Here is a 23,531-nt window from a genome sequence, read left to right on the forward strand (position 1 = left end):
CGCACCCCAGGAGGTTGCGCAATGAGGCCACGTGTCCTGGTCGCGAGCATCGGCAACGTCTTCCTGCACGACGACGGCTTCGGTGTCGAAGTGCTCCGGGAACTGGACCGGGCGGGCCTGCCCCCGTGGGTGCAGATCGCCGACTACGACATCGCCACGGTCCACCTGGCGTACGACCTGACCGGCGGCTACGACACGACGATCCTGCTCGACGCCACCCCGCACGGCGCCCCGCCGGGCACCCTCTCCCTGACCTCGGCCACGGACGCGCACGACCTGCCGGGCGAAGCGGTGGTCCGCCTGCTGCGCCTCCTGGGCGGCGACGCGGGCCGCGTCCTGGTGCTGGGCTGCGAACCGGCGTGCGTCGACGGCGGGATCGGGTTGTCCCCCGCGGTCGGAGCCGCCGTGCCGGCCGCGGTGCGGGTGGTCACCGAACTGGCGTGGGGCGCGAGCCCGGAGCTGCCGGTCAAGGCGAAGACCGAGGTCTGACCCACTCCCCGAGGTCCGGCAGCTGCCGGAGGGCGTCGAGCACCACGTTGACCGCCGCCCGGGGAGGGGAACCGCGGCGGACGACCGCCGCGATCGTGCGCGTCACCGGGGTCGCCAGCTCGCGCGTCGCCACGCGGTAGCGGCGGTCCACCGCCAGCCCCGGCAGCAGGGCGATCGACAGGCCGGCCTCGACGTGCTGCAGCGTCATCAGGTAGTTGCTGAAGCGGCACACCACCCGCGGCTCGAAGCCCGATTCGCGGCACAGCCGCAGGGTCAGGTTCGCCATGTACGACTGGGGCATGTCGAGCGCCCAGGACGCGTCCGCGTAAGCCGACAGGACCGCGGGGCCGCGGGGCGCGTCCGGCGGTGTCACGAGCACGATCGGGTCCGTCGCCAGCGGGACGATGTCGAGGTCGGGGCCCAGCGGCAGCTCGACGAAGTCGGTCGTGGTGATGATGACGTCGGCGTCGCCGCCGCGCAGGGCCGGGATGCTCTCGTGCGGCTCGAGCTCCAGCAGCTGGACCTCGAGGTGCGGGTGGGCCAGCCGGGTCACCGCCGGGACGGCCAGGGTGTGGATCGCGCTCTGGAACGCGCCGAGCCGGACCAGGCCGGCCGGCTCCTCGCCGAGGCTGCGCAGCTCCGCCTCGACCGTCTCCAGGTGGTCGAGGATCCCCCGCGCCCGCCGGGCCAGCATCAGGCCGGCGGGGGTGAGCCGGACGCGGCGGCCGGTGCGTTCCAGCAGCTGGGTGTGCGTTTCGGCTTCGAGCACGGCGAGCTGCTGGGACACGCTCGACGCGCTCAGGTTGGCGTCCTGCGCGACCGCGCGGACCGTGCCCAGGGTGTCGAGCCGGCTCAGCAGCCGCAGGCGCCACGGGTTCAGCATCCCGCCATTGTTGTTCGGCAAAACCGAACAGGGAAGCCGGAATCGTGAGATGGACGTGTCGCTCGGTGCGGATTTACCGTCGAAGCCATGGCTGACTCCTTCTGGGCCGACGTCGACCGGCACCTCGTGCGGTACGGCGGCGCCTTCACCCGCGAGATCATCGACCACGCCGAAGGCAGTTTCGTCTTCACCGAAGACGGCCGCCGGATCCTCGACTTCACGTCCGGCCAGATGAGCGCCATCCTCGGGCACTCGCACCCGGAGATCGTCGAGACCGTCCGGCGGCAGGTGGGCAAGCTCGACCACCTCTTCAGCGGCATGCTGAGCCGCCCGGTCGTCGACCTGGCCCGGCGGCTGGCCGAGACGCTGCCGGCGCCGCTGGAGAAGGCGCTGCTGCTGACCACGGGTGCCGAGTCGAACGAGGCCGCCGTCCGGATGGCGAAGCTGGTCACGGGCAAGCACGAGATCGTCTCGTTCGCGCGGTCGTGGCACGGGATGACGCAGGCGGCGGCGAGCGCGACCTACAGCGCGGGCCGCCGCGGCTACGGCCCGGCCGCGCCCGGCAACTTCGCCATCCCGGCGCCGAACGCGTACCGGCCGGACTTCACCGACGCGTCCGGCGCGCTGGACTGGCGCCGCCAGCTGGACTTCGGGTTCGAGCTGATCGACGCGCAGTCGGTCGGCAGCCTGGCCGCGTGCCTGGTGGAGCCGATCCTCAGCTCGGGCGGGATCATCGAGCCGCCGCCGGGTTACTTCGCCGCACTGGCCGAAAAGTGCCGTGAACGCGGAATGCTGCTGATCCTCGACGAAGCCCAGACGGGGTTGTGCCGCACGGGGAACTGGTACGCGTTCGAGCGCGACGGCGTCGTCCCGGACATCCTGACGCTGTCGAAGACGCTCGGCGCCGGGCTGCCGCTGGCCGCGGTGCTGACGAGCGCCGCCATCGAGCAGGAAGCGCACGACCGCGGGTTCCTGTTCTTCACGACGCACGTGTCGGACCCGCTCCCGGCGGCGGTGGGCAACACGGTGCTGGACGTGCTGACCCGCGACCGCCTCGACGAGCGGGCGCGTTCGCTGGGTTCGTTCCTGCGCCGGGGCCTCGAGGACCTCGCCACCCGCCACGAAGTGGTCGGCGACATCCGCGGCCGCGGCCTGCTGGCGGGGCTCGAGCTGGTGGTGGACCGCGAAACCAAGCGGAGTTCGGACGAGCTCGGGGCGCGGGTCACCCAGCGGTGCCTGGAACTGGGGCTGCACATGAACATCGTGCAGCTGCCGGGGATGGGCGGGGTGTTCCGGATCGCGCCGCCGCTGACGGCGTCCGAAGAGGAGATTTCGCTGGGTCTGTCTATTTTGGACCAGGCGATCGGCGACGCGGTGAAGCTGCGGTGACCGAGCCGGCGGTCGTGCTCGTCACGGGCGTCCCGGCGGCCGGGAAGTCGACGATCGCCCGGCTGCTCGCCGAGCGGCTGCCACGGTCGGTGCACGTCCGCGGGGACGTCTTCCGCCGCATGGTGATCGGTGGCCGCGCGGAGATGACGCCGTCACCATCGCCGGAAGCGGTCCGGCAGCTGCGGCTCCGCCACCGCCTGACCGCGACCGTGTGCGACGAGTACGCCCGCGAGGGCTTCACCGTGGTGGCCCAGGACGTGATCCTCGGCGAACACCTCGCGGAGATCGCCGGCCTCATCGCGCACCGGCCGCTGCTCGTGGTGGTCCTCGCGCCCCGGCCGGAGGTGGTCGCCGAGCGGGAGCGGGCCCGTTCGAAGAACGCGTACGACGAGTGGACGATCGAGCCGCTGGACAAGGCACTGCGCGAGGAGACACCGAGACTGGGGCTGTGGCTCGACACCTCGGAGCAGGCACCGGACGAAACCGTGGCCGAGATCCTCGACCGGGCCTGGACCGAAGCAAGGATCTCCTGACGCGCGAAGGCCTCCTTGCCGGCCCGGGGAGCCGGCAAGGAGGCCACTCACGACAGCGTCAGAAGCCCGCCGTCACCTTCGTGAAGTCCCAGTCGTTCTGGGCGATGCCGCTGCACGTCGACTGGACGCCGCCGCCGGGGCAGCCCCGGTCGCGGTTGACCGACCAGAACGCCAGGCGGGCGATCCTGTTCGACTTGGCCCAGTTCGTGATCTGGGTCCACGTCGACAGGTCCGTCACCTCCTGCTGGTCGGACAGGCCGTTCATGCCCGAGATCCCGACGTGGGCGTACGCCGTGGCGTCCGACCACCCGAACGTCGACTTCAGCTTGTCGCGCAGGCCGTTCGCCGCGCTCACCGTGCTGTTGTACATGTTCGCGCCGCCGCCGAAGTCGAACGGCATGATCGTGTACACGTCCACGTTCGCGCCCAGGGCCTTCGACTGGTCGATGAGCCGGTTCCCGTAGAAGTTGGGGCCGGTCGTCGACGTGCCGAAGGTCAGGATCGTCTGGATCCCGGGGTTGTTCTGCTTGACGATCTTCAGCGCGCTCAGGATGCGGTCCTGCACGGCCTCGTTCTCGAACTCGTCGGAGTTCTCGATGTCGATGTCGATCGCCTTGAGCCCGTACGCGTTGATGACCTGCTGGTACGCGCCGGCCAGCGCCTCCGGGGTCGAGCAGTTCGGGCCCAGCTTGTTCCCGCTCCAGCCGCCGAACGACGGGACGACCTGACCGCCCGCCGCCTTGATCTGCGCGATCGCGGTGGCGTCGGCGCTGCCCGAAAGCGGACGGCTGCTGTCCCACGCCGGGTTGCAGCCACCGGAGGCGTTGACGAACGCCATGGTGAACCACTTGATCCCGGTCGCGTTCATCACCGTCTGCGGGTTGGGCGGGCTGCCCCAGCCCATGTACAGGTACGGCGCGCCGCGGCCACCCGGCGGGGGCGGGGTCGTGGTGGTCGGCGGCGTGGTGGTCGGTGGCGTGGTCGTCGTAGGCGGCGTCGTGGTCGTGGGGGGTGTGCCCCCGGCGGAGCACGCACCCCCGTTCAGCTTGCAGTTCGACGGCGCGGCGTACGCACCGGAGTACGTCACGTTGAACCCGAAGCTGGCGCTACCGCCGTTGGCGACGTTGCCGTTCCACGTGTTCTTCACCGTGACGTGCTGACCGGACGCCGTGTAGCTGCCGTCCCAGAGCGACGAGATCTTCGCGCCGCTCGGCAGGTCGAACTCGACGGTCCAAGCGGCGAGCGTCGAGCCCGAGCCGTTGGCGATCGTGTACTTGCCCTCGTACCCGGTGCCCCAGTCGGAGCCCTTGCTGAAGGTCGCCGAGACCCCGCCGGCCGCGCTGGCCGGGGCGATCACGAACATCGCGCCGATCGTCGCGGCCGCGGCCGCCAGCCCGAGTGCGGGCAACCACCGGCGCCTCATGACAGGCCGTTCTTCATCGCGGTGATGAGCTCACCGTTGGTGGTGTCGCCGGTCAGCTCCCAGAAGAAGGCGCCGCCGAGACCCTGCTGCTTGGCGTAGGACATCTTGCCGTTGATCGTCGACGGCGTGTCGTAGCTCCACCAGTTGCTGCCGCACTTGGCGTACGCGGTGCCGGCGATGGTGCCGGTCGACGGGCAGGTGTTCTTGAGGACCTTGTAGTCCTCGATGCCCGCTTCGTACGTGCCAGGCGCGGCGCCGGTCGCGGTGCCGCCCGGCGCGTCCTGCGTGACGCCGGTCCAGCCGCGGCCGTAGAACCCGATGCCCAGCAGCAGCTTGCTCGACGGGACACCCTTGCTCTTGAGCTTCTGGATCGCCGCGTCGGAGTAGAAGCCCGGCGTCGGGATGCCGTTGTAGCTGGTGAGCGGCGAGTGCGGGGCCGTCGGGCCCTGCGCGGCCCAGGCACCGAAGTAGTCGTACGTCATCACGTTGTACCAGTCGATGTACTGCGCCGCGCCGCCGTAGTCGGCGACGTCGAGCTTGCCGCCGTTGCTGCCGTCCGCGGAGATGGCCGCGGTGATCAGGAACGACGAGCCGAACTTCGCCCGCAGGGCCGACATCAGGTTCTTGTACGCCGCGGCACCGCTGGTGTCACAGGAAAGGCCGCACGCGTTGGGGTACTCCCAGTCGATGTCGATGCCGTCCCAGATGTCCGCCCAGCGCGGGTCCTTGAGCAGGTTGTAGCAGGACTGCGCGAACGCGGCCGCGTTCTGCGACGCCTGCCCGAAGCCGCCCGAGTAGGTCCAGCCGCCGAACGACCAGATCACCTTGAGGCCCGGGTGCAGCTTCTTCAGCTTGCGCAGCTGGTTGAAGTTGCCGGCCACCGGCTGGTCCCAGGTGTCGGCGACGCCGTCGACGCTGCCCGCGGCGTCGTAGGTCTTCTGGTAGTCGGCGTACGGGTCGTCGTTCGCGGTGCACTGGCCGTTCTTGACGTTGCCGAACGCGTAGTTGATGTGCGTCAGCTTGCTGGCCGAGCCCGACGTCTCGATGTTCTTGACGTGGTAGTTGCGCCCGTAGACGCCCCACTGCACGAAGTAGCCGACGTTCTTCAGGCCGCCCGGCGGAGGCGGCGTGGTCGTCGGGGTGGTGGGCGTGGTCGGCGTCGTCGGGTTGGTCGTCGGCTGCGTCGGGGTCGTCGGCGTCGTCGGCGTGGTGGTCGGGGTGCCGCCGCCGGCGTCACAGGAGCCGCCGTTCAGCTTGCAGTTCGCCGGCGCCGAGTAGGTCCCGGAGTAGCTGACGTTGAACCCGAAACTGGCGCTGCCGCCGTTGCCGACGTTGCCGTTCCAGGAGTTCTTGACGGTGACGTGCTGGCCGGCCGCGGTGTAGCTGCCGTCCCAGAGCGAGGCGATCTTCGCGCCGCTCGGCAGGTCGAACTCGACGGTCCAGCTCGGCAGCGTCGAGCCGGAGCCGTTGGTGATCGTGTACTTGCCCTCGTACCCGGTGCCCCAGTCGGAACCCTTGGTGAAGGCGGCGCCGACGCCACCGGCGGCGCTCGCCGGCACGGTGACGAGGCCGACCGCGAGCGCGCCGACCGCGGTGCAGAGACCGAGGAGGTGCCATCTCTTTCTGGACATCGCTCTCCCTTGAGCCAGGTGCAGGACGGCGGAAACCAACACCGCCGGCGGGGACCAGGGGCGGTGTTTTGCGCCGTTTGCGCAAACGTTACGTGGTCCAGACCAATTACGGAAGGGTCACCACGGAGCGTGGTTGGTGGTCAAGACCAATGCTGGGCGCGGGCGCCGAAGTGGTCCGGCTTGGTCACGCAGCGCACACGAAAGGGGCGCGACCGTGACCAGCGTCCCGGACGGTCGCCCGCCGTCCCGGCGGCGTTTTGGTGGATCGATCACCGGGTAGCAGAGAGTCAGGAAAGTTCTCACTGGGGAGTGATGCCGATGCAGCGGAAAAGACTGTCCAAGGGGAGTGCCGTGGGCACCGCGGTGATCTTCGTGGGCGCCATCATCGCGGTACTGGTCAAGTTCCCGTTGAACGAGCCGTTCGTGTGGCTCTGGCTGGGGGTCGCGACGCTGGTCGTGCCGTTCGTCCTCTGGCTGGCGTTCTCCAAGCGCGGCGCGAAGGTCCCGATCAAGGAAGGCCCGCCGCCGGGTCCCTGACCGGCCGCCGCCTCGCCGAGGGGCCAGCCGAACACTCAGATCAAGATCATCGAGACCTCGGCTCAGCAGCCACCGCGAGTCAGCGCCGATCTCTGCTTCGGCTGGAGGTGGGCGCTCAACCTGTCACTCACAAGTAGGGATAACTCCAGTTCAGCGAAGGTTGCCGATGACGGCTTCGGCCATTTTCGCGACCCCGCCGCAGCGGTCGTTGGCCCAGTAGTTGCCGGGCAGGTCCTTCCCGACGATCTCGAAGGTGAGCATCTGCCGGTCGGTGGCTTGGACGGCCACCGAGCAGTCGTCGGTGCTGCCGCGTTGGTGGTAGACGATGGCGGGCAGGCCGTCGATCGAGGTTTCGGTCCACGGTTCGAACATGTCGGCTTTCCGCGCCGGTGACTCCGCCAGCTCGGTGAGGGTTTGCGGACGCTTCGCCGGTTTCGAAGCGGTGGCGTTCGCGCCGAGTGGTGCGACCCAGGAGCAGCCGTAGATAGGCGCGGTGGCCTTCCTGAACGCGTTCACTTCGCCGGGCGGATCGGCCACGACGGCGGCTACCTGGTCTCTTGTCAGCAGGCTGCACGGGTCGGCGTCGACTTGGCCAGGTCGAGGGGTTTGTCGACCTGGTCGAGTGGCAGTGGCGCACCGGTCTGGGCCGGGGCCGGCGGCTGGGCCAGCACGCGTTCGGGTTTCGACGGGCCGCACCCGGTGAGGAGACCCGTCGACACGAGCACGGCACAGCCGAGCACTCGCGTCCTCATGCGGGAGCCGCTGACGGGTCGATGCGCCATTGCTTCTCGTTGTCCATTCCGGAGTTCGCGGGCATTGGGGGCAGGTCGGGGAAGTTGGTGTCGCCCTGCACGATGGCGGTGGCTTGCGCGCGGAAGCTGCCCAGTGTGGAGATCGTCTGGTCGAACAACCCGGTGATGGCAGTGGTGACGGTGGCGAACGCATCCACGACCGCGTCGACGACTTCCTTGGACGTGAAGACGTCGTGCAGCGCCCGGTCGTCGATCCGCAGGTCGAGCAGCCTCCCCTGGCCCGTGACTACGGCGGTGACCCATCGGTCGTCCGAACCGGCCGTGTGCCGGGCGGCGGCGAGCCGGGCGTCCAGCTCTCCCGCCTGCTGCTGCATCAGCCGCAGATCCCGCTTGGGTGCGGTCATGACAGCATCACGAAGCAACGCATCCATCCCCCTACTGCCGGTCCCGTCAACGTGACGGAACGTGCCCCATCCGGCACCCTACTGCGCCCGGAGACGACGCAACAACAGCCCGCACCGACAGACCCGGCTCATCCTGATCGCCAGCCGAGCGCGCTGAACTGACTCCTCAAGGCTCTACACGGCGATGAACAGCTGCGGCAGCGCCGATAGGGAATCCCGGACCTCGCGGTGGCGCTGCCGTCGGGCGAGCTCCTCGTCGACGACGCTGCGGTAGTCAGCGAAGAGCTCCTCGATGCTGTGCTCGCCGAGCTCCTGCTGCAGTACGCGCGCTGGCCTCGTCCAGGTGCTGCTTAGCTTGCTCCAGGCGCTCCGCCGCGTATGCGGGATCGCTTGCCTCGCGGTGCAACAGCCCCGGCAGGCCGACGCACGACCAAGCCCGCGCAGCGAGGCGCGATCAGCCGATTACCGGTTCTGCAGCCGCGGAGAGGTTGATCAAACGAACCTGGAAGTCGCCGCACGGGCCCTCGCTCGCGGCCGCGCTGATACGGAATGCCGCATTGAGCCGACCGGTCACGCTGAATCCCGAGACGTCGTGACGCGATCCCAGCTGCAGCTCGGTGGTCGCGCCGCCGGCGGGCCCGCCCTCGATGCTCAGCATGATCTTTCGGCAGTGTGCGCTGGTCACGGTCGCGTCGCCCCAGAGCCGAAAGGGCCGGGCGACAATGCGTAGATACGTCCCTGATGCGGGCGGGGTGTCAGGTAGGCGACGGATTCGGGCAAGAGTGTGAGCGCCGTTTCGCCGGTGGATCAGCCCTGCACGAGCCGCCGGGTGCGGCGGCCACCGACCATGCTGATGATCCCGGCGACGAAGGCCAGGATCAGGCCGACGGACATCACGACATTGCCCGCGACGGTACCGGTATTCGAGGACACGAGGTTCGGGGTGAGCTGTCCGGACATCCCTCCGACCCCGACGATCCAGAAGGCGATGAACACGCTGAACACCGGGTGCCACCACCAGCGGGCTGTGGCCAGTGACAGCAGGCCGGCTACGAGGATGAACAGGATGCCGGGCGGGAACGCGAGCCCGAAGAAGCCTTGCGCTGCCGCGAACTTCGCCGGGTTGGCTGCCCACTGCACGAGCAGCCCGACGATGCCGATCAGCAGGCCGGCGAACGCGAGCACGGTGTTGCGGTTGAGACTGCGGAGCATGTCGGACTCCTTCACACGGAAAGTTGACGGGACGGGCGCGCGGTGACGACCGCGGCCACCGCGCACATCGCGGCGACGGCGAAACCGGCCATTTGCCCCCAACCGGCCACGAAATCACCGAGGTGGCCCGGGTCGAGCAGCCGGTGCACGAACACCGGAGAAGCGACGCCGCCGATGACGAAGAACGCACCCATGGCAGTGGCGATCAACGGTGTGAACCGCCCGGGAACGAGCGCCACGAGCAGCGCGAACGCCGGGTAGATGAACGGCCCCGGTCCGTCGTAACCGGTGGCCTCGTCCCCGATCGCCGCCACCAGCAGCGCGACGCACGTGGCGACGAGGTATGCCCGGTGCCGGCCGCGGGCACGGCCGAGTGCGGTACGGGCCGGATGGCTTTCTGCGGACACCGGACTGTCCTCCTCGCTGTTGGAAGCGGCTTGGTGCCCAAGTGTCGGGGTGTGGACGCAGCGCACGCATCGGTCGGGAAGCGACACTGTGGCGGCAGGAAATACGTCACCGGACGTACTCGCGTTGTCGGCGCGGCGTGGCATGGAAACGTTCGCCGGCAACCAAATGTCATCGGCACGCTGTGGGCCGTCACCGACCGAGCCGCCCGCGACGCCTGATCGCCCTCACGCGACGGCAGCGCGCCACCCGGGATGCAAGTTCGCGCGGCGACTGTCGGTAGCTGGCATCTCGTTCTCTGCGTTAGCGCCGACCGGGTCCCCTGCCCTGCGCCGACGGCGTCCTCATACGCCCGTGAACGCTCGCCACGCGTGCCTCGCCGCGGCATGATCGTTACTGTCCGACATTCCTATTCGCCCGTTCATCCCTACACCAATAGAGCTGAAGCAGGGGTCAGGCTGAACGCACAGCAGGTCCAGCGCCTCTCGAAAGAGGCACTGGACCTGCGTATTGCTGTCTCAACCAGACGTGCCTGGCCGGTGTCGACCTCGCCGGCGTCCGCGATCGTCACCGGCGCCTCATCCGGGATCGGCGCGGAAACCGCGCGGGCGCTGGCCGCCTCCGGAGCCGAGGTGACCCTGGCCGTCCGGAACACCGCCGCCGCGACCGCAGGACCCCGTTCGCGGGTCGCCCGGCTCGACCTCGCCGACCCGGAGTCGGTCCGCCGGTTCACGCGGGAGTGGGTCGGGCCCCTGCACCCGCTGGTGAACAACGCGGGCATCGTCACCGGCGGACCGGCCTACACCGCGGAAGGCTGGGAACTACAGTTCGCCACGAACCACCTCGGCCACTTCGCTCTGGCCACCGGTCTGCACGGCGCCCTCGCCCGCGGCGCCGCCGACCGCGGCGAAGCGCGGATCGTCTCGGTCAGCTCGACCGCGCACATGCGCTCCGGCGTCGACTTCGCCGACCTGCACTTCACCCGCCGCGCATACGACCCCCAGATCGCCTACGCCCAGTCGAAAACGGCGAACGCACTGTTCGCGGTGGAAGCAACCCGCCGCTGGGCGACCGACGGAATTTACGCCAACGCCGTCAACCCCGGCGGAGTCGCGACCGGACTGCAGCGGAACTTCACCCCGGCTCAGCGGGAATCCCTCGCCGCGGCCGAAGCCGCGGGCATCTTCACCTACAAGACGGTCGAACAGGGAGCGGCCACGAGCATCGTCGCGGCAGTCGCACCGCAGTTCGCCCACACCGGCGGCCACTACCTCGACGACGCGCAAGAGGCGTACCGAGTGTCGGACGACGCCGAACTCGCCGACCACCCGCACGGGGTGAAGGAATGGGCTCTCGACCCCGCCACCGCAGAACGCCTCTGGACGGTGTCGGCGAACCTGATCAGAGACTGACCGCTGCGCCGACAGCAGCCGGTCGCAAGGCACAGCCGCCGAACCGGACGCAGGCCCGGGCCAACGTCCTGTCATGCCAAGCAGATCGTCGATTCGGGTCACCACAGCGCCGCGCCGCGTGTCGGTCACCCCGGGACAGGAGTGCTGCTACGAAGCGGTCACCACACCAACGAGGTTGCCGGTGCCGTCGCCACCCGCCCGCCGGCGTCACCCTTGCAGGCGTCGCCACCGTTGTCGCCGCTCATTGGCAACGTCGGACCCGTGACCGTCTCGACCGTGAACGCCCGCCGAATACGGCACTTCGGGAATCCCGCGGTCGCACCGGCCCTGGTCACCGGACCGCCCAGCGACCACAGCAGAGCGGCCTTGGACCGAACGATCCCATCGACCGTCTCGGTCGAGGTCGACGCAGCCTGCTGACGGACCGTCACGATGCCCGCCACCAGCAGTACTTGTCGCCAGCAGGCGTGGAAGGTACGAGCGAATCCTGGTCGCGGACATCGCGCCTCCCCTGACTAGTTGGCCGAGGTGGAGATCACCTTGGCGCGGGTACCGCTCCAAGTGCCGGGCGGGTTTTCCCAGCCCACGTAGGAAAACAGCGGCGTGACGATGCCGTTGGGGCCGCCGTTGGCCACGAAGATCCTGGTCAGGCCGCCGCCCGGGTAGTCGTAGAACGCGGCGATGTCGGTCCGGCCGTCGCCGTTGACGTCGCCGGCGACGAAGGTGGCCAGGTTGTTCTCCCAGTTGCCGGCGCCGCTGCTCCACTTCTGATCTAGGGTGAAGCCGGTGCCAGAGGAGGTGAATGCCCAGTATCCGGTCTGACCGCCGTCGTAGTAGTAGAAGGCGCCGATATCGGTCTTCCCGTCGCCGTCGAAATCACCGGCCACATACTTCGCCCGACCGCTGTCCCAGTTCCCGAAGCCGCTGTTCCACTTTAGGTCCAGGGCGAACCCGGTGCCGTTGGACGTGAAAACCCACAGTCCGGTCTTACTGCCGCCGTAGTCGTAGAACGCGGCGACGTCGGTCTTCCCGTCGCCGTTGAAATCGCCGGCCACGAACCGCGCCAGGTCGTTCTCCCAGTTGCCAGGACCGCTGAGCCAGTTGTCGCTACGGGTGAAGCCGCCGCCGGTGGAGGTGAACAGGAACAGCCTGGTCTGGCCGCCGCCGTAGTAGTAGAAGGCGCCGATGTCCGTCTTGCCGTCACCGTTGAAATCACCGGCCACGTACTTCGCCTGGCCACTGTCCCAGTTGCCGACCCCGCTGTCCCATTTCAGGTCGAGGTTGAATCCGGTCGAGGTGGCCGTGAAGACCCACAACCCGGTCCGCCAGCCCCCGTAGTCGTAGAACGCGGCGACGTCGGTCTTGCCGTCACCGTTGAAGTCGCCGGTGACGTACCGGGCCCGGTAGTTCTCCCAGTTGCCGGCGCCGCTGCTCCACAACGAGACCGGGTTGCCGCTGATCCGGTCGGGCGCGCCGCGCCAGCTGAACAGGGCCATGTTGGCGTCGCCCTGGTCGTAGCTGACGACGATGTCGTCGCGCCCGTCGCCGTTGATGTCACTGCCGTCGGCGGAGCGCGGGACGGCCTTCTGCTTGATCCAGTCGGCCAGGTCGTCGACCCGGGTCTCGATCGCCCCGTTGCGCGTCTCGGCCTCGCCGAAACACCCGTGCTGCCAGGAGGTGCTGGAGATCGCGACGAGTTCGACCCGTCCGTTCGCCTCCCGCAGCGCGGGTCCACCCGCGTCGCCCTTGCAGACCGCGGCGTCGCTGGTGGCGCCGGTGACGGACACGGTCGAGGCCTCGACGGCCTGCACCGTGAACGCCGCCGCGTGAAGCTGGTTCGGGACCCATTCGGTGGCAGTGCGCCCGTAACCCGCCACCCGCAGCGTGTCACCGGCTGCCGGGGCCGTGGTCCCGATGGCGACGGGTGCGATGTCCACCCGCGTCTGCAGCCGGGCCAGCACCAGGTTCCGATTCTCGTGCGGCACCAGCTCCACCACACTGACCACGCGCCCCTTGGTGCTGGACAACACGGTCTGGCCAATTGTCGCCGTCGTCACCTGCTTCGGCGCACCCGGCGTGACCGTTCCGCCCGCCTCGGCGAAGCAACTGCTGGCAGTGAGCACCCACTGCGGCGTGACCAGCACGCCCGTGCACGCCCGCCCAGCAGTCTCGATCTTCGCTACGAACGTCAGGGAATCCTCCGTGACCGGGGCTCCGGCGACTGCACCGGCCGGCGCACCGGTCGCCAATATCACGGTCGCGGCGAGCAGACCAGATGTCCACACCGCACGCGCGCCTCTGTAAGGCATAAGACAGCCCTTCTACTGGTCGGAGTAACAGCACGACAAACGATGGCCGACCAACACTGGACGGTATGGTGCGAGCGGGCGGACACCCGCCCGCACCATACCGTTGAAGGAGTACCCCGACCGGAATTAGGTCAGTCCTCGATCACGGGTCGGCACGGTGATAGGAACGGATCCAACCTGACTTCGATTCGCCCCCTCGACATGACCTTGACCCGAAAGGCGTTGTCACCCGGTGGATTGAAGTCGGCGGGGTCATCGGAGCGCTCGTACAGCACGCCGTAGCTACCCGGAAACCGCGCCGCGACGTGATCAAGGAGCGCGACCAACTCCTCTGCCTCATCGCGCCAACGCTTCACCAACCCGTTCGCCATCAGGTAGTGCTGGCCGTTGTACAGGGCAAGGCGAACCTCACCGGTCGCCCACCCCGACCTCGCCACCCTGGCCCGCAGCTCCGCAATACCTGCCGCCAGAGTGCCTTCATCCATCTCTTCGGTTGATTCCGCTATACCGAACCAGCCATGAAATTCGTACATACTGTCACCCTAGCGGCTCAAGGTCGATGACCGGCTCAATCCCGTACCTGTCAGCATACCGCTGAAGGAGCTGAAAAACTTCCTCGGTCGGTGGTCCCTCGAAGTGGAAGTACGGCGTTCGCCCTGATATTCGAGCACGTTCGAAGGTCTTCCGCGCCTGGGCTCGAAACTTGGAACCTTTGCTCTGGCCAGCAGGCTTAGTTTCGGCGATATATCGCTCACTAACCGCATCGACTTCGCCGTCCAGGTTCATCTCTTTTTCGTTCTCGAAATGGACCCGGGACTCACCGCCGATCCGCTCGGCCAGTTTGTCGGCCTGCGCATCCGGATCGTTCGACTTGATCAGCCTGCCCAGCCCGCCATTGATGCATTCTTCGCCCTCGACGCACTGCGGTATCGAGGACGCCTCCTCAGCGTCCGCCGCGAGCTCCGCAGCCTCGGCGTCAGCCTCGGCGGCCAGCGTCTCCGCCTCACCCAACTCGGCGGCAGCCGCAGCCGACGTGAGGCCATCGGCGCTGGCCGCGGCGGCCGCAGCGGCCGCCTCCTCAGCGAGCGCGGCGTCGGTCTCTGCCGCCCCGATCTCAACCTCGCCGCCCAGGAATATGTCCAGCAACTCACACTCGGGACAGGCCAAACCGATGCCGATGCCGAGCAAAGCACCGACCGTGACCTCGATCCACTTCGGCATGGGCCCGGGCACCCTGGTGTGGAAGTTCGGGTCCATCAGGTTGCGCGGATCGAGGCACTTCGCCAGCTCGTCGCTACCCTCGGGATTGGCGGCGCGGCACAGCTTCTGGAGATGGTCGAGCACGGCATCGCGCTCTTCCTTAGTGCCAGAGAACAGTTTGATGCAGTCGTCGGTGCTGTAGATGTTGATGACCCAGGCACCACGGACGCCGTTCTGGCACGCCCTCTGACGGTTCTCGACGGCGTGCTGCTTCTCGGCCTTGGCCTTGTCGGTGACGCTCAGCCACGCCTGCTTCGCCGCCTCGGCGGCATCGGCAGCGTCCTTGCCCGCCTGTACCGACGCCTCGTGCGCCTGATGGGCAGACAGGCTGGCCTGCTGGGCGAAGCTCGCGGCCTGGTCGGCCGAGTACTGGGCCGATGCCGCGGACCTGGTCGCCCGGTCAGCTGAACCGGCAGCCGCTGCGGCTGCCCGGGCAGCGGAGTCAGCCGAGGCGCGGGCCTGCTGCGCCGAGGCAGCCGCAGCAGCCGCCGCAGCCGCGGCCTTGTTGGCGCTGGTGGCTGCCTCATCAGCGGCGATATCGGCCTGGCGCGCATAACCGGCCGCTTCGTCGGCGGCGTTGCGCGCCCGCGCCGCGGCGGCCTGAGCCTCGTCCGCGTCGTGCAGCGCGGACGACGCCGCGCTGGCGGCCCGGGACAGCAAGCTGTCTACCGCAGCGTTGTGGGCGGCTGTGTTCTGGTCTCGACGCGCCGCACTGAACTGGCCGACCGTAAGGAACTCGTGCAGCAGCAGCGGCGGCCCGTCCAGCGCTGCCTGTGCACCCGCGGCGAGCTCGCGCGCTCCGGACGCACGGGCCCCGGACAGGACCTGGTTGACCTTCACCTCGTCGTCGATGCTCAGCGCGGTGTACTGCCCGGAGGCGATGAAATCACGCAAGGCCTGGTCGGTGCCGGCGTCCAGGGCTCGCTGTGCCGCCTGCACCACCAAGGTCTGCCCGGCGCCACGTGCCGCGGACATGATCTGGTTTACCGAGATGGTGTCGTCCTGCTCCGCCTCCGGGTACGTCCGGGTGCGGAGGAAGTCGCGGACGGCGCCATCCGAACCAGCCAGGGCGGTCGTCGCGGCCCGCTGCAACGCTGGCGTGCCCTTGCCGCTCACCTGATCGAGGACGACGCGGTCGTCCTGTCCGGCGGCGGCAGTCAGACCGGTCTTGATGAAGTCGACGGCTTCATCGTCGGTACCGGTCAGGGCGGCGTCCGCGGCGGCGGCCGTCCATGGTCCGGCGGACGCCACGAGGGTGAGCGCCACCTTGCGGGCATCCGCCACCTGTGTGGCCCGCGGTGCGCCGGCTGCGTTCGCTTCGGCGACCAGCCGATTCGTCTCGGCGTCCCAGGTACTGGCTTGGTCCCGATCGGTGCGCCGGGATCCCGGCGCGGCGGGATGCTGTGCCAGCGCCGCCTTGGCAACGTCGTCGGCCTGCTGCCCGGCGAGGCCGATTCTGGCATCGTCGGCGTCGCGTGCGGCCTTCGCGATCTGCGCGGCCTGGGTCGCGGCCGTTGCTGCTGCGGTGGCCGCAGCGGTCGCGGCGTTCGCGTGAGCTGTTGCCTTCTGGGCCGCATCGGCCGCCTCGCCGGCGTGCGCTGCCGCGTCATCAGCCGCCGCTGCCGCGGCATTCGCGTCTGATGCCGCGGCCGCTGCGGCATCCGCTGCCTGCCCGGCCGCGTCGCTGGCCTTATGGGCCCACGACTTGCTTGCGTTCGCGGCGGCCGATGCGCGTGCCGCCTGCGCACGCGCGGTCGCAGCCGCCGCCTGTGCCTGACTGGCGTCAGCACCCGCTGCGGCAGAGTTGTTGGCCGCGTCGGTCGCCGCCGCGGCCGCGGCATTCGACTGCGCCGCCGCGTCGAGGGCGGCCGCACCGGCTGTCTCCGCCTGCTGCGATGCCGTGCGGGCCGACCGGGCCGCGTTGGCAGCCGAGTTGGCGCTGATGGCCGCGTCCCGGGCCGTCTGCGCGGCCAGCTTCGCGTCACTGGCCTTGTTCTTGTCGCCGACGGCGGCTGCGGCCGCATCATAGGCATGGGAGGCCGCCTGTCCTGCACGTGAAGCAGCACCAGCCGCGCGGGTCGCTGCGGCGGCCGCGTTGTGCGCCGCACTCGACGCCGCATTCGCGGCACCGATCGCTTGCTGGGCCGTCGTGGCGGCCTGGTTCGCCGCATACGCCGCCTTGGCCGCGGCATCCGTGGCTTGATCCGCATGGTCGTGCGCGGCTGCCGCCGCGTCCTTGGCCGCCTGCGCAGCACGTTGCGCGGCCGCCGCCGCCGCGACTGCCCGATCGGACTCCTGCTTCGCTGCCTGGGTTTCGGCGGCGGCCTGGTCCGCAGCGGCCTTCACAGTCGACACAAGGTCAGTGATGCTGGCCGTTTCCGCGTCCCGCGCTTGCGCTACCGGCAGGTCGATGGCAATGAACTGGCTCAGCGCCTCGACCGTGTCGGCGTCAAGGGCCTGCTGCGCAGCCTGCCGCACTTCCGGGCCGCCAGCCGACATCAGCTGGTTGACCTTGACCGTCTGATCGACCTCGAACGGCCGCTGCCATCCGCTGTCCAGGAACGCCTGCAGCGCGTCCTCAGTGCCGGCGTCCAGCGCGTACTGCCCGGCCTGCTTTACCTGCTGGCCACCGGCCGACATCACCCGGTTGACCCGCAGGCTCAGGTCGTTGTCGTGCGGGGTCTCCCATCCGTCGGCCAGGAACGCGATGAGAGCGGCGTCGCTGCCGGCGTCAAGGGCCTGCTGAGCAGCCGTCTGCGTGGCCGGACCGCCGGATGACATCAGTCGGTTGACTGCGATGTCATGGTCGATCACGAGATCCGTGGCTTTGACCCGGTTCAGGAAATCGGCGACATCCGCGTCCGTGCCGAGCAATGCGGCGGCCGCGTCTCGTTTGGTGGCAGGGCCGCCCAGGCGCCACAGCAGGAGCGCCTTGGTCCGCGCCTGGACACTCGGGCTGCCGGTTGTCGCAGTCACGGCCTGCTGCGTCGGACCGGCGACCGCAGAAGGTGCGGCCGGAACCAGTCCCGCGGTGACCGCCACCGTAAGAACCAGCGCGAGAGCCGTTCTCAGCCGGCCCGTGACCCTTCGCATAGTCATCCCCCTCGTAATTGACACAACAGTGGTTCCAGAACGCTCGGATCCGTCGACTCAGGACGACGCGTCGAGGCGGAGCAGAGTCGTTGGGTCACCCGGCGGAGTGGTGGCGATGCCCACCTGCGTCGTGCCGCTCGGGCTAACGTCCACGGTGGACTCAGCACCGGCACTGGTGGTCAGCTTGGCCTTCAGTCTGTGGCCCTGGCCCGGCTGCAGGCCGTCGCCGCGGATGGAGAACACGTTGGGAATCTGCATGGTGAGCCAGCCGGTGCCGCCGAGAACGTGGAAGCAGATCTTGCCGTCATGGTTGGTGCCGATCAGATCGGAGGAGCGAACCTGGATCAGCCCGACGGTGTCGGGCCCGTTCGGGCAGGAGGCGAACAGGACGTGTCCGTCACCGGAGACCAGCTTTACGCCGGTGTCACCCAGAATCTGAGTCGCGCCGGGATAGCTGAAATCCTCCACGACCGACGGCGGCTGGTCGGTGCCGCCATCGGCGCTGGCGGTCGCGATACAGCCGGCGGTCGCCGCCGCGGCGACCACGGTGACGAGCAAAATCGATTTGATATGACGCCTCATTGGTTTCTCCAGCTACTTGTCGTCACACGAACGGGAAGTGGCGTCGCAGTCCAACTGCACCGCGGCCGCACCGGCCGCGCCACCGGTCGCCCCAGACACCGGTTCGTCGCTCGGTTCCGGATCTGCACGCCATCCTTGGCCGTCACCAGATCCCACAACTGGTCACCGCGGCGGCGCCACAGACGGCGACGACCATCATCACCACCACCACTGCGATGACGACCCATCTCGGGCCGTGCAAAGACTGTCCCCACTCTGGCCTCCCCCTTGGCCGCACCCCTGCGCATCGACGTTAGCGATCGGCGGGAACGCCGCAGGGCCGCTGGAAAGACTGCGGTGAAGGGCGGTGGTCAACACGTAGACCAGCCGCAACGCCTCCAGCGGGACCCGCTGAGCCGAATCAGAGCGGCAATTCTGCCGCTACCGGTGGTACAGCGAGACCGTGCAGCGTGCAGCGGTTACGCCTATCGGCGGATTCCCGGCCGTGGCTCGGACAAAAACGGTGAGTGAGGGCACTATTACTGTCAGGAGGAGACCGGGGGATCGCGGGGGGACCGGATGGATGTGGATCCGGCCGCGCTGTCGGCACAGGTGCGACGGCGGCGCGGCGAATTGGGCATCACGCAGTCCGAGTTGGCACGGCGAGCCGGGATCGGCGTCCGCACCTTGCGCGATCTCGAGCAGGGCATCGTCCGCAACCCACGGACGGCGTCCGTCCGCCAGCTGCTGGCCGCACTGGCGGAGCCGGCACCCCGCGCGCTGCGGATCGGTGTGCTCGGGCCGCTGACCGTCGAGTGCGACGGCCGGCCGCTGGCGCTGGGCGACACCCGGGAGGCGAGTCTGCTCGGGCTGCTGGCGTTGACCGCGAACCGGCCGCTGGCGCTTGCCGACGTCGTCGAAGCGCTGTGGGACGGCCGTCCTCCCGCGTCGCACATGGGGCTCGTGAACCGGTATGTACGGCGGCTGCGCCAGGCACTCGGTCCCGCGGTGCGCCTGGCCACTGTCCGCCGCGGCGTCTACCAACTCGACCTCGACCCGAATCAACTGGACCTCTTGCAGTTCGACGAGTTGACGGCGCAGGCACGAGCGGCCCACGACGCCGGCGAGCTGGACGTCGCGCACGACCGCTATGGGCGCGCCCTGGCCTGCTGGCGTGGGTCCGTGCTCGCCGGGCACGACCAGATGGCCTGGGGTCCCGTCGCAGCGGCGGTGTCGCGCCGCCGCCTTTCGGCGACCTTGGCTTTCGCCGACGTCGGGCAGCTGCTCGGCCGACACGAACAGAGCATCACCCAGCTCGAGGCCGTCCGCGCCGACGAACCACTGCACGAAGGCTTGCACGCGCGGCTCATGACGGCCTTGACGGGCTCCGGGCATCAGGCGGCCGCATTGGAGCTGTTCGACGACCTGGCCGCCCGCTTGGCGGCAGAGCTGGGTGTGAAGCCCGGTCCCGAGATCCGGGCCGCACAACTGACGGTATTGCGGCAGGAGATACCCGCCGTATCGCCGGTCCGGACGGCCGGCCGCAACTTCCTGCCCCGCGACGTGCCCGATTTCGTCGGCCGGGCGGGCGAGATCGACCGTCTGGCCGACACGCTGCGTACCGCGAGCGGCCCCGGGGTGCAGGTGCTCTGCGGGATGGCCGGGATCGGCAAGACCGCGCTCGCCGTGCGGCTCGGGCATCGTCTCGCAGATGGGTTTCCGGACGGCCAGCTGTTCGTCGACCTGCACACGCACAGCGGCAGGCACGCGCCGCTCACCGCGCGAGCGGCGCTGGACGCGCTGCTGCGGCAGCTCGGCGTCAACGGACACCGCATCCCGGACGGGATCGACGACAGCGCGGCACTGTGGCGCTCACTTCTGGTCGGCCGAACCGTTCTTGTGGTACTCGACGACGTCGCCGACGCCAACCAAGTCCGTGCCCTGCTGCCTGGAGGCGGCACCAACTGCCAGTTCCTCATCACCAGCAGAAACCACCTGACCAGCCTGGACGCGGTCGGCATTCTGTCGGTGGACGTGCTGTCGGACGCGGAGGCGGCTGACCTGTTCGCCCGGGTGGCCGGCGCCCGGCGGGTCGGCGGGCAGGACGCGCAGGTGCGCGAGGTCTGCCGGTTGTGCGGGTTCCTGCCACTGGCGATCCGCATCGCCGCGGCCCGGCTCCGGGACCGTCCCTTGTGGACGATCAATCATCTGTTGTCGCTGCTGCGGGATGAGCACCGCCGGCTGCCCGCGCTCAGCGCCGGCGACCGCAGCGTCGGCACCGCGCTGACGCTGTCGTACCGGCAGCTCACGCCCACGCAACAGCGGCTGTTCCGGCTGCTCGGCGACTTCCCCGGGATCGACGTCGCCCCGGGCGCCGTTGCTGCGATCACCGGCTCGGGGACCGAGGAAACCACCCGTGTTTTGGAGGACCTCGTCGACGTGAACCTGTTGGTCCAGCCGGCGCTTCACCGGTACGGGTTCCATGACCTGGTCCGGGATCACGCCCGTGAGACCGCCAAGATCGAATCGACCGACCTGCGGAGGGCGGCGACCGCCCGAACCTACGGATTCTACATCCACACCGCCGCGCTGGCCGCGGACCTGTTGGAGCCGACCCGGAAGCGGTTCCCGATCACCTCCGCCCGACCCGCACGGCTGCCTGCCATGAGCACGGCTGCGGACGCGCTGAAGTGGTTCGAAGCTGAACGACTCAATCTGTCCGCGATCGTGGCCGCCGCGGCCGCTCGTGGGCACCACGAGCAGAGTTGGCAGCTCGCGCAGACACTGTGGCGGTACTTCTTCATTCGCGGGCATCTGCACCTGCTGATCGAAACCCACCGCATCGCACTGAACTGCACCCAGGTATTAGGCGACACTCCGGCGGAGGCGGAGATCCGCAAGAGCCTCGGCCTGGGCTACTGGCGGCTGGGACGTCCGGACGAGGCGATCGATCAGCACCACCGCGCACTCGAACTGGACCGCGCCGACCACGACGTCTGGGGCGAGGCCAAGACCCTCAACCACCTCGGGTTCATCCACGCCCGGGACGGCGACCACGCCACGGGCCTCGCCCACCACCAGCTGTCCGCGCAGCTGTACGAACGGGCCGGCGACCGCTGCGGCACCGCGCGAGCACTCGTCGGAATCGGCGACCTGCACTACCACGCAGGCCGCGGCACCGAAGGCGCCGCCCGGTTCCGCGAGGCCCTTCGGCTCGCCCGTGAGGTGGGCGACCGCTGGGGCGAAGGGCTGGCGTCCATCGGACTGGGCTTCACCAACCCGCCACCGCAGAGCCGACAGCACTTGGAGCACGCCCTGCGGCTGACCCGCGCAACCGGCGACCGCTGGGGTGAATCCATGGCACTGACCGGACTGGGCATGACCCTGACCGACCCCGACGAGGCCATCAACCACTACCGCCAGGCGATCAACCTAGCCCAGGAAGTCGGCGACAAATGGTGGGAGCAAATGGCCGCCGCCGGCCTCACCCGCCTCCGCCGGCACCTCAGCCACCACACCCCGATCGGGCACGCCTGACCAGTCACACGTCCGCCGCCCTCCGCCTGGCTGAGCTGCTAGCAGACGAGGGGCGGCTTGCGGAGCTGGAACGGGCGGTATTTGCGGGAACGGCAGGTGTCGTCGCTCAGCGTCGTGTACCGACCCGGACTGTCCACCCACGGCAATTGACGGACCTCGTCCGGCGCCACCGCAACCGACCGAACTGACAGGCCACGCCCGGCTCGCACCCGAGCCGCCAACCCAGCTGGGGTCTTCTGAGGTTGGGGCCGGACGCGGGGGAGCTGCCAAGCCCCTTGAGGCAGCGTCCCGCGTCCGTTCGAGGCTGACAAAGTCCTCGCCCGGCATCGTAGCGACCAGCACCGACAGAAACGGCCGCGCGTCGCCGCGCAGCGTCACCACCACCGGTTGCTGACCCCAGCATGCCCACCGGCGTCTCGCACCTCGTCACGACGGCTCGCGAGTTTTCCAACAAGACCCGACCAGCGATCAGCGCGGCCTTCGCCGACACCGCGTGACGAGTTGCTGTCTAGTTTTGGCGGAGGTTGCCGATGACGGCTTCGGCCATTTTCGCGACCCCGCCGCATCGGTCATCGGCCCAGTAGTTGCGGGGCAGGTCCTTTCCGGTGATCTCGAAGGTGAGCATCTGCTGGTCGGTGGCCTGGACGGCGACCGAGCAGTCGTCGGTGCTGCCGCGTTGGTGGTAGACGATGGCGGGCAGGCCGTCGATCGAGGTTTCGGTGACCATGTCTGCCGTAGCCCACCGATGTGCTCGCCGAGCTGGGCGAAGCGCAGGTCGTACTAGTTTACTTGCATCGGCGCACCAAAAAGCTGCTTGCGACGAGACCGTGGGAAGGGTAGCTGTAGCGACGTTGCCAGCCGCGCCGGCCGGGGTTGGGTTCGATGAAGTACGACAGCGTGACCCGCAGGCGGACGGGTGGGTCTCGACAGGTGGGGTCCTGAAGTGCAACTCGCGTAAATTCGGTTAGAACGGACGCCACCGCAGCCGCCAAGAGTCCACGCAAACGGGCTGACCTCGCGGAGCTGCATTCGGGTGAAAGCAGGCGCAGGCGACAACCTGGCCTTCGACGTCGGCGTGTGGTGTTGCGGGTCCGGAATTCCGGATGCTGAATTAACAGGAGGGGTTTCTTGTTCGCCATGCTGAAGTCCACACCACACACCAGGCCGACAACTAGCCGCACCCGACGCCGCCGCACCGTCGCAGCAACCGGCGTAGCAGCTCTCGGGCTTGTTCTCGCAAGCGCGCCCGCCGCCACGGCTGCGCCGGCGTCTGTCGCCCGGCACTTCCACGTCCCCTACGGAGCAAGCTACGTCGACGGCACCGCCACCTTCACCAACCGGCAGGTGATCCTCACGGGCACCCTGCACGCCGTCGGATGTGGCCGATATGTGTACGGCCTCGCCTTCGCAGGGAACAACCCTCTCGGCGACGGCGCGACTTCGACTCCGCGCTGCGACGGAAACTGGCCGATCGACGTCCCCGTCCCGGCAGACGTGGTGGGCGGTGCGGACAACGTTTACATCGCGCTGTACGCCCCCGACGGCCACAACTACGGGTTTGTATACCGCTGGTCGGATTCTGACGGTAGGAAGCGCGATCGTGTGGGAGGGCCCGGCACGGCCAGTCTTCCCGCGCGATCGCGCTTCTGCGGTATCGCGTCGGCCACGCCGATCCCGGCAAGTTCGCCAAAACGCGGTAGC

Annotated in this window: 20 protein-coding genes; 6 read left to right on the plus strand and 14 right to left on the minus strand. The window is 69.0% G+C overall.

Annotation, left to right across the window (positions count from 1 at the left end; all coding sequences use genetic code 11):
• Positions 1 to 21 precede the first annotated feature (21 nt).
• Positions 22 to 489 (plus strand): hydrogenase maturation protease, encoded by a 468-nt coding sequence (locus ACLJOU_RS01440; protein WP_410562239.1) that lies wholly within the window; start codon positions 22 to 24, stop codon positions 487 to 489.
• On the opposite strand, the gene ACLJOU_RS01445 is transcribed toward ACLJOU_RS01440, so the two are convergent.
• Positions 467 to 1,372: a LysR family transcriptional regulator gene (locus ACLJOU_RS01445; RefSeq protein ID WP_410562242.1), complete on the minus strand. Its 906-nt coding sequence runs from the start codon at positions 1,370 to 1,372 to the stop codon at positions 467 to 469. The genes ACLJOU_RS01440 and ACLJOU_RS01445 overlap by 23 nt on opposite strands.
• An 87-nt stretch (positions 1,373 to 1,459) precedes the next feature.
• Between ACLJOU_RS01445 and ACLJOU_RS01450 the strand changes: the two genes are divergently transcribed.
• Positions 1,460 to 2,761, plus strand: a complete 1,302-nt coding sequence (locus ACLJOU_RS01450) for an aspartate aminotransferase family protein (RefSeq protein WP_410562244.1) — start codon at positions 1,460 to 1,462, stop codon at positions 2,759 to 2,761.
• Positions 2,758 to 3,294, plus strand: a complete 537-nt coding sequence (locus ACLJOU_RS01455) for an AAA family ATPase (RefSeq protein ID WP_410562246.1) — start codon at positions 2,758 to 2,760, stop codon at positions 3,292 to 3,294. The genes ACLJOU_RS01450 and ACLJOU_RS01455 overlap by 4 nt, the downstream gene beginning before the upstream one ends.
• 58 nt (positions 3,295 to 3,352) lie before the next feature.
• Here the strand turns inward: ACLJOU_RS01455 and ACLJOU_RS01460 are convergent, their stop codons facing one another.
• Both ACLJOU_RS01460 and ACLJOU_RS01465 read right to left on the minus strand, forming a co-directional pair.
• Positions 3,353 to 4,717 (minus strand): cellulose binding domain-containing protein, encoded by a 1,365-nt coding sequence (locus ACLJOU_RS01460; protein WP_410562247.1) that lies wholly within the window; start codon positions 4,715 to 4,717, stop codon positions 3,353 to 3,355.
• Positions 4,714 to 6,348 carry a glycosyl hydrolase family 18 protein gene (locus ACLJOU_RS01465; RefSeq protein WP_410562250.1) on the minus strand — a complete coding sequence of 545 codons (1,635 nt, stop codon included), beginning with the start codon at positions 6,346 to 6,348 and terminating at the stop codon, positions 4,714 to 4,716. Before ACLJOU_RS01465 ends, ACLJOU_RS01460 begins: the two co-directional genes overlap by 4 nt.
• Before the next feature lie 318 nt (positions 6,349 to 6,666).
• Between ACLJOU_RS01465 and ACLJOU_RS01470 the strand changes: the two genes are divergently transcribed.
• Complete coding sequence (locus ACLJOU_RS01470) at positions 6,667 to 6,885, plus strand: hypothetical protein (RefSeq protein WP_410562253.1); 219 nt, start codon at positions 6,667 to 6,669, stop codon at positions 6,883 to 6,885.
• 150 nt (positions 6,886 to 7,035) lie between these two features.
• Here the strand turns inward: ACLJOU_RS01470 and ACLJOU_RS01475 are convergent, their stop codons facing one another.
• From ACLJOU_RS01475 to ACLJOU_RS01495, 5 genes are all read right to left on the minus strand, one after another.
• Positions 7,036 to 7,581 carry a DUF3558 domain-containing protein gene (locus ACLJOU_RS01475; RefSeq protein ID WP_410562256.1) on the minus strand — a complete coding sequence of 182 codons (546 nt, stop codon included), beginning with the start codon at positions 7,579 to 7,581 and terminating at the stop codon, positions 7,036 to 7,038.
• 52 nt (positions 7,582 to 7,633) lie between these two features.
• Positions 7,634 to 8,068, minus strand: coding sequence for a YbaB/EbfC family nucleoid-associated protein (locus tag ACLJOU_RS01480; RefSeq protein ID WP_410562259.1), 435 nt, complete (start codon positions 8,066 to 8,068; stop codon positions 7,634 to 7,636).
• A 427-nt stretch (positions 8,069 to 8,495) separates the two neighbouring features.
• The gene (locus ACLJOU_RS01485; RefSeq protein WP_410562262.1) at positions 8,496 to 8,699 is read right to left on the minus strand and encodes a hypothetical protein; all 204 of its coding nucleotides are present in this window, start codon (positions 8,697 to 8,699) and stop codon (positions 8,496 to 8,498) included.
• Positions 8,700 to 8,848: 149 nt separating this feature from the next.
• Complete coding sequence (locus ACLJOU_RS01490) at positions 8,849 to 9,253, minus strand: hypothetical protein (RefSeq protein ID WP_410562263.1); 405 nt, start codon at positions 9,251 to 9,253, stop codon at positions 8,849 to 8,851.
• A gap of 11 nt (positions 9,254 to 9,264) precedes the next feature.
• Positions 9,265 to 9,660 carry a hypothetical protein gene (locus tag ACLJOU_RS01495; protein WP_410562264.1) on the minus strand — a complete coding sequence of 132 codons (396 nt, stop codon included), beginning with the start codon at positions 9,658 to 9,660 and terminating at the stop codon, positions 9,265 to 9,267.
• A gap of 537 nt (positions 9,661 to 10,197) precedes the next feature.
• Here ACLJOU_RS01495 and ACLJOU_RS01500 point away from each other — a divergent pair.
• Positions 10,198 to 11,070 (plus strand): SDR family NAD(P)-dependent oxidoreductase, encoded by an 873-nt coding sequence (locus tag ACLJOU_RS01500; protein WP_410562265.1) that lies wholly within the window; start codon positions 10,198 to 10,200, stop codon positions 11,068 to 11,070.
• A 158-nt stretch (positions 11,071 to 11,228) separates the two neighbouring features.
• Here the strand turns inward: ACLJOU_RS01500 and ACLJOU_RS01505 are convergent, their stop codons facing one another.
• The 5 genes from ACLJOU_RS01505 to ACLJOU_RS01525 all read right to left on the minus strand — a co-directional run bounded on the left by ACLJOU_RS01505 (position 11,229) and on the right by ACLJOU_RS01525 (position 18,314).
• Entirely contained in the window at positions 11,229 to 11,513 is a 285-nt protein-coding gene (locus ACLJOU_RS01505) for a hypothetical protein (protein ID WP_410562266.1), read from the minus strand.
• 72 nt (positions 11,514 to 11,585) lie between these two features.
• Positions 11,586 to 13,379 carry an FG-GAP-like repeat-containing protein gene (locus ACLJOU_RS01510; RefSeq protein ID WP_410562267.1) on the minus strand — a complete coding sequence of 598 codons (1,794 nt, stop codon included), beginning with the start codon at positions 13,377 to 13,379 and terminating at the stop codon, positions 11,586 to 11,588.
• A 131-nt stretch (positions 13,380 to 13,510) separates the two neighbouring features.
• On the minus strand, positions 13,511 to 13,912 hold the full coding sequence (locus tag ACLJOU_RS01515) for an Imm7 family immunity protein (RefSeq protein WP_410562269.1): 402 nt from the start codon (positions 13,910 to 13,912) through the stop codon (positions 13,511 to 13,513).
• Positions 13,913 to 13,916: 4 nt separating this feature from the next.
• Entirely contained in the window at positions 13,917 to 17,681 is a 3,765-nt protein-coding gene (locus ACLJOU_RS01520; RefSeq protein ID WP_410562271.1) for a restriction endonuclease fold toxin, read from the minus strand.
• A gap of 108 nt (positions 17,682 to 17,789) precedes the next feature.
• Complete coding sequence (locus tag ACLJOU_RS01525; RefSeq protein WP_410562273.1) at positions 17,790 to 18,314, minus strand: hypothetical protein; 525 nt, start codon at positions 18,312 to 18,314, stop codon at positions 17,790 to 17,792.
• A gap of 564 nt (positions 18,315 to 18,878) precedes the next feature.
• On the opposite strand from ACLJOU_RS01525, the gene ACLJOU_RS01530 reads away from it, so the two are divergent.
• A complete protein-coding gene (locus ACLJOU_RS01530) occupies positions 18,879 to 21,830 on the plus strand; it encodes a BTAD domain-containing putative transcriptional regulator (RefSeq protein WP_410562276.1) in 2,952 nt (983 codons plus the stop codon).
• A 508-nt stretch (positions 21,831 to 22,338) separates the two neighbouring features.
• Here ACLJOU_RS01530 and ACLJOU_RS01535 read toward each other — a convergent pair.
• On the minus strand, positions 22,339 to 22,779 hold the full coding sequence (locus ACLJOU_RS01535) for a DUF3558 family protein (protein WP_410562278.1): 441 nt from the start codon (positions 22,777 to 22,779) through the stop codon (positions 22,339 to 22,341).
• Positions 22,780 to 23,531: the final 752 nt, after the last annotated feature.

The sequence above is a fragment of the Amycolatopsis sp. cmx-4-61 genome (assembly GCF_046548775.1).
GTDB lineage: Bacteria > Actinomycetota > Actinomycetes > Mycobacteriales > Pseudonocardiaceae > Amycolatopsis.